The organism is Mucilaginibacter sp. (assembly GCF_028288225.1).
Lineage (GTDB): Bacteria > Bacteroidota > Bacteroidia > Sphingobacteriales > Sphingobacteriaceae > Mucilaginibacter.
The window spans coordinates 1-17,396 of the sequence record NZ_JAQBOC010000095.1 but is presented as its reverse complement, the minus strand read 5'-3'; the positions used below and the strand labels follow the sequence as shown (position 1 = coordinate 17,396).

Here is a 17,396-nt window from a genome sequence, read left to right as displayed (position 1 = left end):
CTTATATTCAAACTACTTCGTCTTCTTCCAAAACTCTTTTACAATATTACCGTTTGGCAAGGTCCCGCTGAGTGTAAGGGTATCATTCCGGATTGAATAAAGGTAATGGATGTTTACCCCTACCAGCTTTGATTCCTGGGCACTAAAGGTTTGTGTTTCAATACAGGTATCGGCATTTATAGTATAATCTCCCGCTTCATACTTTTGAGGTTTTTCACCTTTTTCAAGCAAAAACGATTCATAGGTTTTTGAAGAATATTTTCTTTGTAAAGTGTACTCCGTTGGGGCATTTTCAACCTTCCCGTTAAATACATCGCCGCAATATTCCCAAGTGCCTTTAAGTGGATTTGAGTAATTAAATGAGGTAATAACTAAGCTTAAAATCACCAGGCAACTGGTTTTATAAATTATTTCTATACTCATATTTAGATATAACCCAAATTAGGGGTACATATTGCAAATGCCTGATGACTATCAAACCCAATTAATGCCTTTTTTTAACAATGATAAAGTTCTTTCTTCTTCGCTGCCAGGCTCCGGCTGGTAATTGTAAACCCATTTTGCAGTTGGCGGCAGGCTCATCAGTATAGATTCTATCCGGCCATTTGTTTCCAGCCCAAATTTAGTGCCTGCGTCATATACCAGGTTAAATTCGGCGTACCGGCTGCGTCGCTGGTATTGCCAAAGCTGCTGCTGTTCGGTAAACGTGGTATCGCGGTTACGTTTAACCAACTCGGTATATATCGGGATAAATGAACGCCCCAGGGTTTTTGAAAACTCAAAAATAGTTTCCCAGGTAAATTCGTCGCTTGCTGTTAAGCGGTCGTAAAAAATGCCCCCTACTCCACGGGTTTCATTACGGTGTTTGATAAAAAAATAGTCATCGGCCCAGGTTTTAAACCGATGATAAAAATTATGGTTAAACCTATCGCAAACCGATTTTAAATAAGCGTGAAAATATTGTGCATCCCAATCAATAACATAATGAGGTGTAAGGTCTATTCCACCGCCAAACCATCTTACCGGCTCATGATCATCGCCAAAAGACGATGGCATCTCAAAATAACGGATATTCATATGGATGATGGGCACCATAGGATGATTAGGATGGATCACTATTGATACGCCGGTTGCAAAAAAATCGTCCTGGTCAACATTTAGAGCCTTTTTCATGGTATGCGGCAATTGGCCATGCACTGCAGAAAAATTCACTCCACCTTTTTCAAAGATCTTTCCATTTTGAATAATCCGGGTGCGGCCGCCTCCACCTCCTTCCCGCTCCCATTTTTCTTCTTCAAAATGCGCTAATCCGTCACATTGCTCAAGTGCTGCGCAAATTTCATCCTGTATCAGCTGGTATTCAGCAGCTATTTGTTCTTTGCTAATCATCAGGGCAAATTTAATTGTAAAAGTTGGAAAAACTTACCTGGCCTAAACTAAAGGAATAATCTAAATACCCTATAACGATGGTAACCTCTGTAACCTTTTTAATTTATCTCCAAATAATTCAGGTCCTTACCAAACGTTTCCTTTAATTGACTTAGCGCGAATAGGGCAATAATTGTTAATATGCCCATCATAATGTAGCCGCTTTTGAGGATACCGTTATGAGTTACTAATGCATTAAAGCCGAGTGTGATTGGTATTAATGAACCCCGAACAAAATTTGGAACTGTAGTAGTTACTGTTGAGCGGATATTAGTGCCAAACTGCTCTGAGGCGATAGTAACAAACGTAGCCCAATAGCCCACAGAACATCCCATAAAGAATGCAAGCCATTTAAATTGCTCTGAAGTAATTCCTGTGGCACTTAAGTAAAATGTTACACTAATTACTGATAAAATCAGGAAAACCATCATGGTAAATTTCCTGGATTTAGTGACTTGTGCAAGTAATCCGGCAAAAATATCACCTATTGCAATACCTATGTAGCTATAAAACACCCCATCTGCCGGACTTAACAGTGCCTTAGCGCCCAATGCTTTACCAAATTGGTCACAAAAGCCAATAAAAACTCCAACTACATACCATAAAGGGGCGCCTATAAGTATGCAAAACAAATATTTTTTAAACCGTTCCCAATTGTTAAAAAGTATAAAAAAATTACCTTTTGATATCTTGGTTTGCTCGATGTTTTTATACATACCGGATTCAAAGGTGCCTATTCTTAATAAAAGTAAAACTATGCCTAGTCCCCCACCTATAAAATATGCATTGCGCCAGCCAAATTTTGCGGCAAAAAAAGCGGCCGTGGTTCCTAATAAACCAATTACAGCAACTATCATCGTGCCATACCCTCTGTTTTCCTTGCTCAAAGTTTCGCTAACCAGGGTAATTCCGGCGCCCAACTCGCCGGCAAGGCCTAATCCGGCTATAAAGCGAATAATTGCATAAGTGTTTACATCATGAACAAAACCATTGGCAAAGTTTGCTACTGAGTATAATAAAATAGAACCAAAAAGAACTTTAATCCGGCCTAATTTATCACCTATAATGCCCCATACTATACCGCCTAGTAATAAGCCGGCCATTTGCACATTAATTATCAATTGCCCTTTGGCAAGCATGTCCTTGTCATTTATCCCGATATCTTTAAGACTTTTAAGTCTTACTATTAAAAAAACAAGCAGATCATAAATGTCAACAAAGTAACCCAGGGAGGCTACAAGCACTAAAAAAATAATATTTCTTTTGGCTTTTGCAGAAGTGGTATCGGTCATAGTTTGCGATAAATTGGTGGCTAAAGTAGCAGAATTATTAATAATTTCTTAAAAATTAAGCAAAAAAAAACCCCTGTGGAGCAGAGGCTTTTGAAACATGTGTTCCGTAATTATGCTTTTTTTACATTTACTGCCTGTAATCCTTTTCTACCTTCTTCCACTTCGTAAGTAACGCTATCGTTATCTTTAATGGCGTTTACGCCGCCTTGTACATCCTTAAAGTGTACAAAAAGATCTTTACCATCGTCGGTAACAATAAAACCATAACCTTTTTGTGTGTTAAACCATTTTACTTTTCCAGTTTTCATAAATAATTATAATTGTTGTATTAAAAAATTGTGTTAGAGATTAAAAAACCAGACCCAAACTGAATAAAATGGTATTTATTATCAGAAGGATACAGAAAAACCAATCTGTTCAAATATATAAAATTATTAATAACCAAATAAAATTATTTATTTGGTTGCGGAGTTAACCTTAAATAGGGTTTAACCTGTGTAAAACCTTTCGGAAATTTTGCCGGAATGTCTTCTGTTTTAATTGCAGGCACTACCACAACATCTTCACCATCCTTCCAGTCGGCAGGGGTTGCCACGCCGTAATTTGCTGTCAATTGCAGTGAATCTATCACCCTTAAAATTTCCTGAAAGTTTCTGCCCGTAGATGCAGGATAAGTAATAATAAGTTTTATTGTTTTATCAGGGGCAATAACGAATAATGATCGCACAGTAGCTGTTAATGAGGCATTTGGGTGGATCATGTCATAAGCCAGCGCAATTTCGCGGTTCTCATCCCCTATTATCGGGAAATTTACCTCAACACCCTGTGTTTCATTGATATCATTTATCCAGCCTTTGTGCGATTCAACCGAATCAACACTTAATGCTACTACTTTAACATTACGTTTATCAAATTCACTTTTTAGTGAAGCCGTTTTGCCTAATTCGGTAGTACATACAGGTGTATAATCTGCCGGGTGCGAAAAAAGCACTCCCCAGCTGTCGCCAAGATATTCATAAAAATCAATTTCACCCTGCGACGTGTTTGCCTTAAAGTTTGGAGCTAAATCTCCCAGTTGTAAACTCATAGTATTAAATGTTTATTTATCAAAAAATATTTATCAAAAAATAATATACTAAGGTAGGTGATTGTTTGATTAATCAATAATAGTTTGAAAAAATATTCTATCAATTACGTAGACATTATTAGTTGATTGGTTAATTAAATTGGTGAAAGGTCCGAAAGGTCGATAGATTTCAAAGAACTGGCTATCATTTACAAACTTTGCAACAATTTAAACTCAATCAGACCTAATAAACCCAATCAACTTAAACTTATTATATAAAAAACTGTTGTAGCTAAAGCTCAATAAACTATTGATAAATGGAAAGACACACCTATGATACCGGAATAATTGGTAACTGCGCTTACCTGGCGCATGTAAATAAAAATACGAATATCGACTGGCTATGCTGGCCCCGCTTTGACAGCACTTTTATTTTTGGCGGATTGCTTGATAAAAAAAAGGGCGGCACATTTTCAATTTTACCTACCGACGAATACACATCGCACCAATATTACCTGGAGAATACCAATGTACTTATAACCGAAATGACTACGGTTAAAGGTGCAAAATACCGGGTAACCGATTTTGCCCCCCGCTTTTATGAACACCAGCGATATTATAAAGCGCTGATGCTGATCCGTAAAATTGAAGCACTGGAGGGATCCCCGCAAGTGGTTGTAAAATGCGAGCCGGTATCTGATTATGGGCGAACGAAGCTGCATGTTAACCGGGGCAGTAATCATATCCAATTTTTGGGTGGCGATGAGAATATGCGGCTAACAACAAACATACCTATAAGCTATGTTTTTGACGAGCAGCCATTTGTGATAAATGAGCCTAAATACCTGGTGCTTACCTATGGCGAACCGCTGGAAGCCGCTTTGATAAGCATTGCCGAACGTTTTTTACGCGAAACTATCGAGTACTGGCGAAGATGGATAAAACACTCATCCATAGCTACTTATTTTCAGCCATTTGTTATCAGATCGGCATTAGCCTTAAAGATCCACCAGTATGAAGATACCGGGGCAATAATTGCGGCAAGTACCACCAGTCTGCCCGAATCACCGGGCAGCGGACGTAATTGGGATTACCGTTATTGCTGGCTGCGGGATACGTATTATGTATTAACCTCACTTAACCACATTGGTCATTTTGAAGAAATGGAGAAATATTTTAACTATGTTACCGATATCTCATTTAATGAGAATGATCGTTACCAGCCACTATATGGTATTACGTGTAAAAAGGATTTAATTGAAGTTGTATTAGATGACCTTGAAGGTTATATGGGAAATCAACCGGTGCGTATTGGTAACCAGGCTTATGAACATATTCAAAATGATATTTATGGGCAGGTAATGATATCAATGCTGCCATTATATACAGATCATCGTTTTATTTTTTCTGAAAGGAAAGACTCTATCAGATGGATAGAGTTTTTATTGAGTAAAATTGAACGTACTATTGATGAAAAGGATGCCGGGATCTGGGAGTTTCGTAATACGGCTAACATTCATTGCTACAGTAATTTGTTTCAATGGGCCGGCGCTTCTGCGGCCGAAAAGATGGCAAGGACGATAGACAATAAGGAACTTGTTGACAAAGCTCTAAAACTAAAAAAACGTGCTGCAGAACATATTGAAAGCTGTTATGACCCAGTTAGAAAGGTTTACACCAATTCGGCAGGCAGCTCAAACCTTGACGCAAGTACGCTACAACTAATAATGATGAATTACCTGGATCCCGCGTCTGACCGTGCAAAAGATCATCTAATTGCATTAGAGAAAGAGCTAAAAGCTACTAATGGATTATTTTACAGGTATTTATACAAAGATGATTTTGGGAAGCCAAAAACTACTTTCCTTATCTGCGCATTTTGGTATGTTGAAGCGCTTGCCAGTGTTGGCCGGATTGAAGATGCAATGCGCGAGTTTGAAAACCTGCTGAAATATTCAAATCACCTGTTGCTGTTCAGTGAAGATGTTGACGAAAATGATGGCAGCCAATGGGGTAATTTCCCGCAGGCTTATAGCCATGTAGGCCTCATGAATGCTGCATACCGTATTGCAATGAAACTGGACAGGCCAATATTTTTGTAGAAATGGTGAAGGCGAAAGGTGAAATATCTATTCAATTTTCACCTTTCACCTCCTCCTCAATGTACCGGCACTTCTTCCGTAAAGCTAATAAGTAATTTCCTTACCTCTGCCGGGTTACGCAGGTAAAATTTCGCAGCCGAAAGGTTTCCCCCTACCTTAATGGTCAATGCTGAATCAGGTAACGCTTTAAAAATATCCTCATCTGTATAATCATCGCCAAAGGCAATGATAAAATCATATTGGTTTTTTTCAATAAGCATTAAGGCGGCTTTCCCCTTATTTATTTCTATGTTTTTTACTTCCAGCACTTTATCGCCGGGTAAAAGCTGCAGTCCTTTGTCACTAGCCAGGTACTTTAAATTATTCATCAGCTCATTGGCACGCAGTTCGCCGAGCCCTTTTTGCGCATTACGGTAATGCCAAACCAATGAATATGTTTTTTCCTCTATAAATGATCCTGGCGTACGGTCGACGTAGGTTTCCAAAACCGGGTAAATATCATGCTTCCAGCTGTCAGACAAGCCGGATATTTTGTGCCAGGAAGTGTTTTGTTGTTTAAACCATGAACCATGCTCGGCAATAAGGTATACATTTTTATCTCCAAACCATTCGCCCAAATTTTCGTGCTTACGGCCACTTATCAGTACAAGCATATTGGCAGGGTCTTCTGCCAGTCTATCAATTATCGAATAAAGTTCCTTATCTGGTGATGCATGGTGAATATTTGATTTAAAATCAACCAGTGTACCATCATAATCTAAAAATATGATCCGTTTTTTAGTTTTATGGTAGCGGTTTATTATTGACTGCTCGGTAGCAAAACTTACATGCCGGGTTTGCATAGAACGCTGCATCTGTTTAACTTCTTTTAGCCTGTCAGTAAATATTTTTACCCAATGTGTTATGTTGAATTTGGCAACCAGCTGCCTCATTTGCTGCATCCGCCTTTTTTGTTCGCTCAGAGGCATATTTATTGCGGTAATAATTGCGTTGCACACCTCATTTGTATTATTAGGGTTTACTATCAGGGCATCAATTAATTCTTTAGAGGCACCCGCCATTTCACTTAATATCAGTACGCCATCATCATTTATGCGGCTGGCCACATACTCTTTGCTAACCAGGTTCATGCCATCCCTCATAGGGCTAACCAAACAAACATCTGCCGAATAATACAAAGCCGATAATGTTTCAATTGGGAATGAACGATAATAGTAGTGAATCGGCGTCCACTCCATATTCCTGTACATAGCATTAATGTTCCCTACCTTTTTGTCAATTTCATCGCGCAGGTGTGCATATTGAGGCACAGTATCGCGCGATGGTACAACTATCATGTGCATGGTTATCTTTTCACAATATTCCGGATACATCTGCAGCAATTGCTCAAATGCTTGCAAACGCTGCAGAATGCCTTTGCTATAATCAAGCCTGTCTATAGATAGTATAAGCTTGGTGTTTTTAAAAGTTTCCTTTATTAAATTGATCTGTTCAATTACTGCTTTTTCAAGTGGTAACGAAGCGTATTTTTTTTCATCTATGCCCATCGGGAATGATTCAACCACTATCGATCTGTCGCCGCTTGTAATTACGTTGGCAGAGGAGCTTACAGGCAATATACGAGTAGCTGTACCTAAAAAATGCCGCACATCATCAAATGTGTGAAAGCCGATCAGATCGGCCCCTAACATTCCTTCAAGCAGCTCATACCGCCATGGTATAAGTCTGAACATTTCGTGTGAAGGGAACGGGATATGAAGGAAAAAACCAATGGAAACATCGGGCAACTCCTTCCTTACTAACTGGGGTAATAATAATAATTGGTAATCGTGGATCCATATAACATCGCCGGGTTCTGCAATTGCTAAAATGGCATCTTTAAATTTTTGATTTACAGCATTATAATAGTCCCAGTTTGATTCCTTATAAACGGCATAGGTTGAAGTATAGTAATGAAATATGGGCCACAAAACTTCGTTACTGAAACCCTCATAATATTGATTGATCTCTTCCTGGTCTAAAAATACGGGTACTAAACTTAAGTCGGCCAGTTGATTAGTTATAATATGCTGATCTTCCTGTTCGGTAATTTCAACCCCGGGCCACCCTATCCATTTATTATTTCCTTTTTTATAGATCGATCCTAAACCTGTAGCTAATCCGCCTTCACTTGGAGATGATATGTATTCCTCACCTGTTTTTGAAATTTTAACGGGCAACCTGTTTGAAACTATTATTGTTTTTGACATAGAAACTTATTAATTAAAAAGACACCAATGCATGAATTTGCACAGATTGATTTGTGACCTTCATGTAATTAGAGAATAGTTCGTCTAATTAGTGCCTATCTAATAAGGTTTATAGCCACAAGTTGTTTTAAAAATATTGCATTTTTGTACCTTTTAAAGCATTTTTTTAAATAAAAAGGTCATTTGCAACAGGATAAAATATTTAATCCAGGCAGAAGAACTGGTGCAGCTAAGGCTCTATGAGCCGGGATAATTTATCAATAGTGTTCATTAGATTGATGAACAAGATCATGAAATTCAAAAAAATGGGTGCCTAAAAAATAAAAAAGCCACCTGCAAATTGCAGATGGCTTTACAGCAATTTTTATTTGGTATTTATTTTACCTGTTTAAAAAACTCAACGTTTCCTGAGTTTGCAACCCTTACCAATATTTCGTGGTCGGCGCTTTTTAAATCAACAAAGTATGAAGTTGCTTCAATATCGTTGTTCAAAGCTTCGTTTGCCTGGTAAACTATAACCTCACCAGCTGTATAACCTTTATAGTTATCAGCAATCATTTTTTGTGATTTAGCAGGGATAGCTTTATAAATGGTAGTTTGAGTAGTACCTAAAAAATCACCGGCTAAATTGTAGAATGCAGTTTTCTTAACGCCATCGATAAGGAAATCAGCTTTTTGGCAGTTTTTAGTTACAGTCCATACAGTACTGGTTGCATTTGCAAAATCTGCAGTAAATGCCTGTTGTACAGAATAAGAAACTGTAGCACCTTCAATTTTTTTACCGCCATCAGCAGCAAATACGCTAACGCTGAACAAAGCAGCAGTTGCAATAGTTAAAAATATTTTTTTCATGTTATGTTAAATTTTAAATCCGCAACAAAAATAACAAAATGTTGCCATTTGTAACTATTAAATTTAATTTTTATGAATATTTTATAATTATAGACCTTTTTTGATAATAAATTTAAATTTTCATAACCTACTTAGTGTATTTTTTACAATATGTAAATCAAAAAAAGCACGAAAAAAGCCCTCCACGATTAAGTAACGGCTTTTTTACACAAAGTTAACGTGGATTTTGGTTGAATTGGTTGATTAGATTGGATTGAGTTGATCAGGTTGGAATACTTTGAAGAAAAGATCCTGTTTAAATAATCAACAAGTAACACCACATGTTAACTTAATCAACCACTCACTAACCTCACCCATTGTCAGCAAAGCCCGGATACAAGGTCATACCGCCATCCATAAATATAGTGGTGCCAGTAATGTAGTCGGCATCGTCTGATGCCAGCCAGGTGGCTAGCTTGCCAATGTCTTCAGGTTTGCCTATGCGGTTGTAGGGGATCAGCATTAATAATTTCTCCAAAGCTTCCGGCGTATCCCAGGCTGCTTTATTAATAGGTGTTTGAATAGCACCCGGACCTATCCCGACAACCCGTATTTTATGCGGTGCTAGTTCCTGGGCTATGCTTTTCATAAACATGCTGATGCCACCTTTGCTGGCAGCATAATTTACATGCCCTGCCCATGGGATAACCTCGTGTACGCTGCTCATGCAGATTATTTTACCGGCTGCCCTGCTCCTGTCTTCAACCACTCCCCTACGGATAAATTCTTTAGCAGCTTCCCTTGAGCACAAGAACTGCCCGGTAAGGTTTATGCCGATGACAGTATTCCACTGATCAAGCGTCATATCAACAAACTTTGAGTCCTTTTGAAGACCTGCATTATTTACCAATATATCAATAGTGCCATATTGCTTAAACATTTCTGCAAACATGGCCTGCACTTCAGCTTCATGACTAACATCTGCCTGGTAAGCAAATGCTTCGCCCCTTGTAGCCTTAATTTCATCTACCGTTTCTACGGCGGCATCATGGTTATGAGCATAATTTATTACAACCCTTGCCCCGGCCTGTGCCAGTGCTAAAGCTACACCTTTACCTATTCCGCTATCAGCACCGGTAACTAATGCTGATTGGCCTTTTAATGATGGGGATGAATTCATAGTTGTAAATTAAGAGTTTTAATATAAAGCAAATATAATTTGTGGAAGATTGTTTTGTGAATTGATCCCCGGAATTAAGATAATAACTAAATCATATTTTTTAGCTTTACCCAAAATCTAATCACAATGGTATTTTTTTATTGCAGCCTGGCAATATGCACGATAACAGTATTTCTAAATTTTTATTTACTTATAGGTTTCAAGAAAATAAGGCAGTTAAGTAAACAACCTGTTATTGAAAAACAGCCATCCCTTGCAATAATAATTGCAGTCCGTAACGAAGAAGAAGACCTGGCAAAGGCTTTGCAAAGCCTTTGTAATATTAACTATCAAAATTGCCGGATCATTGTGGTAAATGACAGGTCGACAGATCGTACCCCCGAAATATTAGAAGATTTTAAACGAAGCCATCCGCAACTTAATGTAGTAACAATAAATGTATTACCTGGCGGATGGCTGGGCAAAAATAATGCTTTGTACCAGGGCTACTTAAACAGCACAGAAGAATGGCTGCTTTTTACAGATGCCGATATCGTATTTCATCCTGATGCTATTAGCCGGGCATTAGGCTATGTGGTAAATAACCAATTGGATCATATTACCATTTTACCGGAAATGGTATCAAGGTCTGTTCTTTTAAACAGTGTATTTGCCACATTTTGTATAATGTTAATGATGCACATGAAACCCTGGGACGCTAAAAATCCAAAATCAAAATCATTTGCAGGTGTTGGCGCGTTCAACTTAATAAGGCGTGATGCCTATGAAAAGATCGGTACGCATACTAAAATTAAATTAAGACCTGATGATGACCTTCAGCTTGGAATGAAGGTTAAATTGACAAACTTAAGGCAGGATGTATTAGCTGGTAAGGGATATATTTGTTTGGAATGGTATAAAAACCTCCGGCAGTTTGGAAATGGGTTATTAAAAAATTCGTTTGCAGCAGCTAATTATAAACTTACTACAGCCATTGCAAACGTATTATTTATATTAGTAGCTATTGCTTTACCGATGCCTGTGATGTTTATTTTCGGTACAGTAACAATCCGTTTAATGGCGACCATTATGTTATTATTCCATATAACCTATATGATCATAGTTCCGCCTAATAAATGGTGGCATGCCTTTATGATTCCTTTTGCCGGTTTCTTTGTAGCTTATGTATTTTTAAGAGCAGCATTAATAACAGTTAAACAAGGTGGCATATACTGGCGCGACAACTTTTATTCGCTTAAAATGCTTAGAGATAAAAATTAGGTGATGTCAACTCTACAATGCCTTTATATAATCATGAAACAAATGCAAAGCTTTCTTCTTATCCTCTGTCAAATCAAAATCAAGCTTGTGCATTAAATAATCATCCAGGTCAAAGTCTGCTCTTTGGGGCAGTTCCTTTAGTAGTTCCGTACGATGATCAAGCCCTGATTTCAGCGCCTTGTTAAACCCATCCATAAAATCGGCCGGGATAGGTTTGTTGGCAACCCAGGCTGCAAAAACAAATGGCAGACCGGTAAATTTTTGCCATTCTTCAGCAAGGTCATACACGTACTTATAGTGCTGTTTTTTACCAAAGGTGCGATCGCCTATTTGTACAAAGGCGGTATATGGATCATTTGAAGATGCATAATCAGGTGCGTTCTTAATCATCTGATGATCTGCTCTCCAATAATTCTTCAGCAACACCATTGCTAAATTATTAGATGAGCGCGACTCAGGGTCAAGCTGCAATGTTTTGATATCTTTTACCTCGCAATTGCTAAAAATAAATACAGAATTTACAGGTCCTGACGCTCCTATGCAGTAATCGGAAACAATTTCCCATTGTGGCAGGCTCAATATAGCGGCAACCGGGATCAGGCCGATATCAACCTTATCATCTATCAATTTTTGGGCACAGTCTGATGGCATATCAAGGCTCAGGTCTATCCTATTGATAATGTCGCTGTGCTGGATGCCATATAAAAAGGGTTTGGTATTGGTATAGCTAACTGCGGATATTCTTATTTTAGTATTCAAGGTAGTTCTAGCTGTTTTTTAGATGTTCGGCGTTGTTAAAATCAACTATTTCGTATTTATCGCCATCATAAGTAACTTTATATAAAACCAGGTTCTGGTGTGGAAAGGTGTCCATTTCAGTAAGCGGCCTTTCGGTTAGCAGGCACAAAAGTAAACGCATTGCCCGGCCATGCATGCAAATAAGCACAGTTTCTTCTTCGGGATGGCTCATAATAACTTTTAGGGCTTCAATCTGCCTTGCCTTTACTTCATTAGGGCTTTCGCCGCCTTCAAACTTGCAATCTAATTTGCCATCCAGCCAGTCGCGCATTATCTGCAGGAACGCAGCTTTATTTTCAGTTGTCGCAGGCTGCCCTTCGTGAATTCCCCAGGCAAGCTCATCCAGTCCCGGTAACTTTTCGAATGGGATGCCCTGGTCGATAAATTGCTGGATACTTTGCTGTGTACGCTTAAGCTCCGAAATATAAATTTTATCAAACGGAACCTGTTTATAAGCGGCAAAAAACTGGCCGGCTTGTTTACGGCCCTCATCATTCAGGTCGGTATTCATTCCCCGGCCCTGTACAATACCCCGTTTATTCAGATCAGTTTGTCCATGACGGACGATATATAGTGTTTTAGTCATTGTCATTGGTCATTTCGCTGCGCTGTCATTAGTTCATTGGTCATTTCGCTGCGCTGTCATTGGTCATTAGTTTTTGGATGATTATTCATTCCAAAGCTCCCAATGACTAATGACACAATGACCAATGACTAATTTATTACCGGTAGCTTATAAAATTGCGGCTTTGCTTCCTGCGGAAATTCAAAGTTTGTATAGTCAGTAACCACATTGTACAGGGTATCCCTTTCAATAGGTTCCCTGCCTACGTTCTTTATCAGCTCAACCAATTGCTTGGTGCTCATGCCGGGGTGTTGCTCTTCTGCGCCCGCCATCGAGTAGATTTTAGTGGTGTCGTCAAGCGTGCCGTCAATATCATCCACACCAAAGTTTAAAGATAATTGTGCGGTGGTTCGGCTTATCATTGCCCAGTAAGCTTTTATGTGATCAAAGTTATCCAGGTAGATGCGTGCTATTGCATAATTTCGCAGATCCTCAACAACGGTTGATTCTGGCACATGCGACATCTGGTTATCCTGGTTCCGGAACTTAAGCGGGATAAATGTTTGGAACCCCCCTGTTCTGTCCTGTAGCTCGCGAAGGCGTTCCATATGGTCAACACGGTGCCAGTATTTTTCAATATGGCCATATAACATGGTAGCGTTTGAACGAGCACCCAGCTTATGCCATTCCTCGTGGATCGCCAGCCATTGGTCGCCGGTACATTTATCTTTGGCGATCTGCTCTCTTATTTCGGGGTGGAAGATCTCGGCGCCGCCGCCGGGGATTGATTCAAGCCCGGCCTCAAGCATCAGGCGCATACCTGTGGCATAGTCAATCTTAGCCTTCTTGAAAATATAATGGTATTCAACGGGGGTTAAGGCTTTAACATGCAATCCAGGCCTGTGAGCTTTTATTTTGCTGAACAGTTCACTGTAAAAGGCAACATCATATTGCGGCAGTACACCGCCAACAATGTGCACTTCTGTAACCGGCTCATTATCGTATTTTTTTACGATGTCCATCATTTCGTCCATGGTGTACTCCCACCCTTCTGATTTTTGTTTGATCAAACGGGAGTATGAACAAAATTTACAGTCGTAAACACAAAGGTTAGTTGGCTCGATATGGAAATTACGGTTGAAATAGGTTTTATTGCCGTGCCGCTTTTCGCGGATATAATTGGCCAAAACCCCAAGATATCCTAATTCACCCTCTTCATACAACAAAACACCTTCATCAAAAGAAACCCGCTCACCACTAAGCACTTTTTCGGCAATTTGTTTCAAACCGGCAGATAAGTTCGGATTCTGCAATAATATAAGCAGGTTACTTTCAGCTTCCATTCAAAAATTACTTTTGGCAAAAATAGGAAATGTTCGTGTAATCGTGGTGCAACATTAATCAGTATAATGTTTCTTTTTATTGTTCAATATGTAGATACCTTTAAAACTCAATGTTTCCTTATGAAAAAACTGTTAATTGCCTGCTGTTCAATTATACTATACTCAAATGTATCCGCCCAAATAAAAAATCCCGGATTTGAATTAAAGAGTGATTCGTTAAACTCACTACCTGCAAACTGGATAATTAAACATGCCGATGAATTTACGACCTCACTTGATGAAAATATAAAGTTTGCCGGTACAAGCTCGTTTAGTATAAAAAGCGGACAAAATATTAATCCTGCTACCTATAGTATATTCTCACAAACATTTGACACAAGTGTTGACCAGCTAAAGATCATCACATTTTCAGTATATGTTAAAACCGAAAATATTAAGGGAACGGCCGCTTTGTATTGCCAGGTAAAGGACAAGGATAACCGTATTATTGGTACACAAAGTATAGATTCAAAGACTGTAACACCACAAAATAATGACTGGAATAAATATACCATATCAATAGCCGTAAATAGTAATGCTAAGAAAATATTGGTTGGTGGCTATTTGATTGGTGAAGGTGCTGTTTGGTATGATGAATTTAGTATGGGGGATCTCCCATTCCAAACTGCGCCACCATCAAATGATGTTAAGCAGTATATAGAAGAGTTTGCCGGCATCGTAAAAAAATATTCAATATACACTGAAAAATTAAACTGGGCGAGTATTGAGGCAAATATTGACAAGCTGGCAGGTGGGATAAAAACAATTGATGATGCACAACTCTTAACGGCGTATATCATTAGCGAATTGAGGGTTACCGGCGATAACCATTCGTTTATTCAATCAAAAGTAAGTGCAGTTAGCTATGCAAAACAAAATGCCGATACACGGCAGCCCTATACAAAGTTACTACCAGGTAATATTGGTTATATATGGGTGCCGGGCTTTGCATCAACAAGCGATACAGCATCTGCAGCTTTTGCCGGAAAGATTCAAAAAATGATCAGCGAACTTGATACTAAAAATGATATTTCGGGATGGATTGTTGATCTGCGACATGATAACGGTGGCAATATGCATCCCATGATTGCCGGACTTGGCCCAATAATTGGCAATGGTACATTGGGGTATTTTGTTTCGCCGGAAACCAATAAAAGTACACCATGGATGTATAAAGATGGGAAAGTAACGAATGGAGCTGCAACTACAGCAAAGGTTTCAGATGCATATGCTGTTAAAAATCCTGGTTCTAAAATAGCTGTTTTAACCGGGCCGGAAACTGCAAGCAGCGGAGAAATGACTACCATTTGCTTTATCGGCAAAACGAACGTGAAGCTTTTTGGACAGCCAACCGGTGGTTACACTAGCGCTAACCGTGGGTTTAAACTGTCAACAGGGGCCTATCTTTATTTAGCCAGCAGTTATGCCGCCGATAGAAATAAAAAGGAGTATTTGGGTAAAATAGAGCCTGATGTGGTTATAAAAGAAGCCAAAGAAAATGGTGACGATGCCACTATAAAGGCAGCTACAGACTGGATCCAAAGTAAATAATATTAGGAAACGGAATCTTTGCTTAAGTCGTTGGCTTCTTCCCTGTATTTACCCGTTCACCGATATAAATATTTGCATAGTATAAACCAAAAACTAACATGGCCCCTATCAGTGCGCCGTCAAAATAAGACTTCCAATACGCGTAAAAATAGAATTGTAAATGATAATGGTGCGAGTGGTCAAACATTGAAACGCAAATAATAGATTCAACGATTTATTTTCTTTCCGAAAAAAGGTCGATTCATAAAAATTGATAAGAAGTTTTAAGTTTGTGCAAAATTATTTCTATGAAAATCGAAACCATCGCCATCCACGCCGGCAACCATGTTGATGAAACATCCAAAGCGGTAATACAACCCATTATACTATCTACTACGTTTGAGCGGGCTGTTGATGGCACATTTCCGGGGGGGCATATTTACAGCCGGTCGAGCAATCCTAACCGGGCTTTGCTTGAAAATGTGCTGGCTAAGCTGGAAGGTGGTGCTGATGCCGCTTCATTCTCATCAGGTAATGCTGCCGGGATGTCGGTTTTTCAGTCACTGGCGCCGGGTACACACATTATTGGGCCCGATGATATGTACCACGGTTTGCGCAACCAGCTTAAAAACCTTTTTGCGGGGATATTAACTTTTGATTTTATAGATGTAAATAACCCGGAAGATTTACAAAGCCACATAAAGCCCGAAACAGGTTTGATTTGGATTGAAACGCCGTCAAACCCGCTGCTTAAAATAACAGACATTAAAAAGGTGGTTGCCATAGCTAAAGCAAAAGGCATAAAAGTAGCCTGTGATAATACATTTGCAACGCCAGTTTGCCAGCAACCGCTTGCTTTAGGTGCTGATTTGGTGATGCACTCTGCCACCAAATATTTTGGTGGACATAGCGACCTGATGGGCGGCGCGCTGATTACCAAAGAAAAAAACGATTGGTGGTTAAAGATCCGCCAGGTGCAGGAAATGGGCGGCGCTATCCCCTCCCCAATGGATTGCTACATGCTTACACGAAGTATAAAAACACTGCCTTACCGCATGCGTGGCCACGTGCATAACGCACAATTACTGGCTGAATTTTTGGAAAAACATCCCAAAGTAGAGGAGGTAATGTACCCGGGTTTACCATCCCATCCGCAGCATGTTATAGCCAAAGAGCAGATGTCGGCTTTTGGCGGTATGCTTTCATTTACCTTAAAAGGCGGTGAAGCAGAGGCTCGCAGGGTAATAAACGGACTGAAAATATTTACCAAAGCCACCAGCTTAGGCGGTGTCGAAAGCTTAATAGAGCATCGCGCCACAGTTGAAGGGCCGGATACCAAAACACCTTTTAATTTATTAAGGGTATCTGTCGGACTGGAGCATATTGACGATTTAATTGCTGATTTGGAGCGAGCGCTATAGGTCCTAAAAGCGGAAAGCCGAAAGCAAAAAGCCTTAAATTAACGTGAGTTCGATAAGGTTGGCAGCATAGTTATTGATTATCAGCTATTTACATTTATTTAATCCTTAATGAAAGGCAAAGTTTCTGATAATCAGCACGTTCCACTTTGTACCAGGTGTTCCGTTTGACTTTCCCTAAAATAGGTTGACAAATAAACAGTGGAAAGATGAATCATAATATAAACAAGTCAGCCATCGTTTCAGAGTATTTAAAAGGTGGAGTATCTTACCGGGATTTGCAGGCCAAATATGG

15 protein-coding genes are annotated in these 17,396 nt (G+C 39.3%); 4 read left to right on the top strand and 11 right to left on the bottom strand.

The genetic code is table 11. From position 1 onward, the window contains the following. Positions 1 to 12 precede the first annotated feature (12 nt). The 5 genes from JWQ54_RS28015 to JWQ54_RS27995 form a co-directional block, all read right to left on the bottom strand. Entirely contained in the window at positions 13 to 423 is a 411-nt protein-coding gene (locus JWQ54_RS28015) for a hypothetical protein (protein ID WP_299591226.1), read from the bottom strand. Positions 424 to 474: 51 nt separating this feature from the next. Then, complete coding sequence (gene hemF, locus JWQ54_RS28010; RefSeq protein WP_299591224.1) at positions 475 to 1,389, bottom strand: oxygen-dependent coproporphyrinogen oxidase; 915 nt, start codon at positions 1,387 to 1,389, stop codon at positions 475 to 477. Positions 1,390 to 1,487: 98 nt separating this feature from the next. Then, positions 1,488 to 2,720: an MFS transporter gene (locus JWQ54_RS28005; protein ID WP_299591222.1), complete on the bottom strand. Its 1,233-nt coding sequence runs from the start codon at positions 2,718 to 2,720 to the stop codon at positions 1,488 to 1,490. A 110-nt stretch (positions 2,721 to 2,830) separates the two neighbouring features. After that, positions 2,831 to 3,028, bottom strand: a complete 198-nt coding sequence (locus tag JWQ54_RS28000; RefSeq protein WP_091142652.1) for a cold-shock protein — start codon at positions 3,026 to 3,028, stop codon at positions 2,831 to 2,833. A gap of 143 nt (positions 3,029 to 3,171) precedes the next feature. Continuing rightward, the gene (locus JWQ54_RS27995; protein ID WP_299591220.1) at positions 3,172 to 3,807 is read right to left on the bottom strand and encodes a peroxiredoxin; all 636 of its coding nucleotides are present in this window, start codon (positions 3,805 to 3,807) and stop codon (positions 3,172 to 3,174) included. Between the two features lie 296 nt (positions 3,808 to 4,103). Here JWQ54_RS27995 and JWQ54_RS27990 point away from each other — a divergent pair, with 296 nt between their 5' ends. Continuing rightward, the gene (locus JWQ54_RS27990; RefSeq protein WP_299591219.1) at positions 4,104 to 5,888 is read left to right on the top strand and encodes a glycoside hydrolase family 15 protein; all 1,785 of its coding nucleotides are present in this window, start codon (positions 4,104 to 4,106) and stop codon (positions 5,886 to 5,888) included. A gap of 56 nt (positions 5,889 to 5,944) precedes the next feature. Here the strand turns inward: JWQ54_RS27990 and JWQ54_RS27985 are convergent, their stop codons facing one another. The 3 genes from JWQ54_RS27985 to JWQ54_RS27975 all read right to left on the bottom strand — a co-directional run bounded on the left by JWQ54_RS27985 (position 5,945) and on the right by JWQ54_RS27975 (position 10,148). Next, positions 5,945 to 8,137: a bifunctional alpha,alpha-trehalose-phosphate synthase (UDP-forming)/trehalose-phosphatase gene (locus tag JWQ54_RS27985; RefSeq protein WP_299591217.1), complete on the bottom strand. Its 2,193-nt coding sequence runs from the start codon at positions 8,135 to 8,137 to the stop codon at positions 5,945 to 5,947. Positions 8,138 to 8,512: 375 nt separating this feature from the next. Continuing rightward, positions 8,513 to 8,989 (bottom strand): hypothetical protein, encoded by a 477-nt coding sequence (locus tag JWQ54_RS27980; protein ID WP_299591215.1) that lies wholly within the window; start codon positions 8,987 to 8,989, stop codon positions 8,513 to 8,515. Between the two features lie 349 nt (positions 8,990 to 9,338). After that, the gene (locus JWQ54_RS27975; protein ID WP_299591213.1) at positions 9,339 to 10,148 is read right to left on the bottom strand and encodes an SDR family oxidoreductase; all 810 of its coding nucleotides are present in this window, start codon (positions 10,146 to 10,148) and stop codon (positions 9,339 to 9,341) included. A 126-nt stretch (positions 10,149 to 10,274) separates the two neighbouring features. Between JWQ54_RS27975 and JWQ54_RS27970 the strand changes: the two genes are divergently transcribed. Continuing rightward, positions 10,275 to 11,408: a glycosyltransferase family 2 protein gene (locus JWQ54_RS27970; RefSeq protein ID WP_299591211.1), complete on the top strand. Its 1,134-nt coding sequence runs from the start codon at positions 10,275 to 10,277 to the stop codon at positions 11,406 to 11,408. Between the two features lie 12 nt (positions 11,409 to 11,420). On the opposite strand, the gene JWQ54_RS27965 is transcribed toward JWQ54_RS27970, so the two are convergent. The 3 genes from JWQ54_RS27965 to mqnE form a co-directional block, all read right to left on the bottom strand. Beyond that, positions 11,421 to 12,167, bottom strand: a complete 747-nt coding sequence (locus JWQ54_RS27965; RefSeq protein ID WP_299591209.1) for a menaquinone biosynthetic enzyme MqnA/MqnD family protein — start codon at positions 12,165 to 12,167, stop codon at positions 11,421 to 11,423. Positions 12,168 to 12,174: 7 nt separating this feature from the next. Beyond that, positions 12,175 to 12,792 (bottom strand): histidine phosphatase family protein, encoded by a 618-nt coding sequence (locus JWQ54_RS27960; protein ID WP_299591207.1) that lies wholly within the window; start codon positions 12,790 to 12,792, stop codon positions 12,175 to 12,177. A gap of 128 nt (positions 12,793 to 12,920) precedes the next feature. Further along, complete coding sequence (gene mqnE / locus JWQ54_RS27955; protein ID WP_299591205.1) at positions 12,921 to 14,114, bottom strand: aminofutalosine synthase MqnE; 1,194 nt, start codon at positions 14,112 to 14,114, stop codon at positions 12,921 to 12,923. A 120-nt stretch (positions 14,115 to 14,234) separates the two neighbouring features. Between mqnE and JWQ54_RS27950 the strand changes: the two genes are divergently transcribed. Next, the gene (locus JWQ54_RS27950; protein WP_299591203.1) at positions 14,235 to 15,704 is read left to right on the top strand and encodes a S41 family peptidase; all 1,470 of its coding nucleotides are present in this window, start codon (positions 14,235 to 14,237) and stop codon (positions 15,702 to 15,704) included. Positions 15,705 to 15,991: 287 nt separating this feature from the next. Beyond that, a complete protein-coding gene (locus tag JWQ54_RS27945; protein ID WP_299591201.1) occupies positions 15,992 to 17,104 on the top strand; it encodes an aminotransferase class V-fold PLP-dependent enzyme in 1,113 nt (370 codons plus the stop codon). Positions 17,105 to 17,396: the final 292 nt, after the last annotated feature.

Excerpts from the sequence above, each read along its gene's own strand:
- JWQ54_RS28015 (WP_299591226.1), bottom strand. The coding sequence starts at position 423 with ATGAGTATAGAAATAATTTATAAAACCAGTTGCCTGGTGATTTTAAGC.
- JWQ54_RS27945 (WP_299591201.1), top strand. The coding sequence starts at position 15,992 with ATGAAAATCGAAACCATCGCCATCCACGCCGGCAACCATGTTGATGAA.
- JWQ54_RS27970 (WP_299591211.1), top strand. The coding sequence starts at position 10,275 with ATGGTATTTTTTTATTGCAGCCTGGCAATATGCACGATAACAGTATTT.
- JWQ54_RS27950 (WP_299591203.1), top strand. The coding sequence starts at position 14,235 with ATGAAAAAACTGTTAATTGCCTGCTGTTCAATTATACTATACTCAAAT.
- JWQ54_RS28005 (WP_299591222.1), bottom strand. The coding sequence starts at position 2,720 with ATGACCGATACCACTTCTGCAAAAGCCAAAAGAAATATTATTTTTTTA.
- hemF (WP_299591224.1), bottom strand. The coding sequence starts at position 1,389 with ATGATTAGCAAAGAACAAATAGCTGCTGAATACCAGCTGATACAGGAT.
- JWQ54_RS27990 (WP_299591219.1), top strand. The coding sequence starts at position 4,104 with ATGGAAAGACACACCTATGATACCGGAATAATTGGTAACTGCGCTTAC.
- JWQ54_RS27980 (WP_299591215.1), bottom strand. The coding sequence starts at position 8,989 with ATGAAAAAAATATTTTTAACTATTGCAACTGCTGCTTTGTTCAGCGTT.
- mqnE (WP_299591205.1), bottom strand. The coding sequence starts at position 14,114 with ATGGAAGCTGAAAGTAACCTGCTTATATTATTGCAGAATCCGAACTTA.
- JWQ54_RS28000 (WP_091142652.1), bottom strand. The coding sequence starts at position 3,028 with ATGAAAACTGGAAAAGTAAAATGGTTTAACACACAAAAAGGTTATGGT.
- JWQ54_RS27960 (WP_299591207.1), bottom strand. The coding sequence starts at position 12,792 with ATGACTAAAACACTATATATCGTCCGTCATGGACAAACTGATCTGAAT.
- JWQ54_RS27985 (WP_299591217.1), bottom strand. The coding sequence starts at position 8,137 with ATGTCAAAAACAATAATAGTTTCAAACAGGTTGCCCGTTAAAATTTCA.
- JWQ54_RS27975 (WP_299591213.1), bottom strand. The coding sequence starts at position 10,148 with ATGAATTCATCCCCATCATTAAAAGGCCAATCAGCATTAGTTACCGGT.
- JWQ54_RS27995 (WP_299591220.1), bottom strand. The coding sequence starts at position 3,807 with ATGAGTTTACAACTGGGAGATTTAGCTCCAAACTTTAAGGCAAACACG.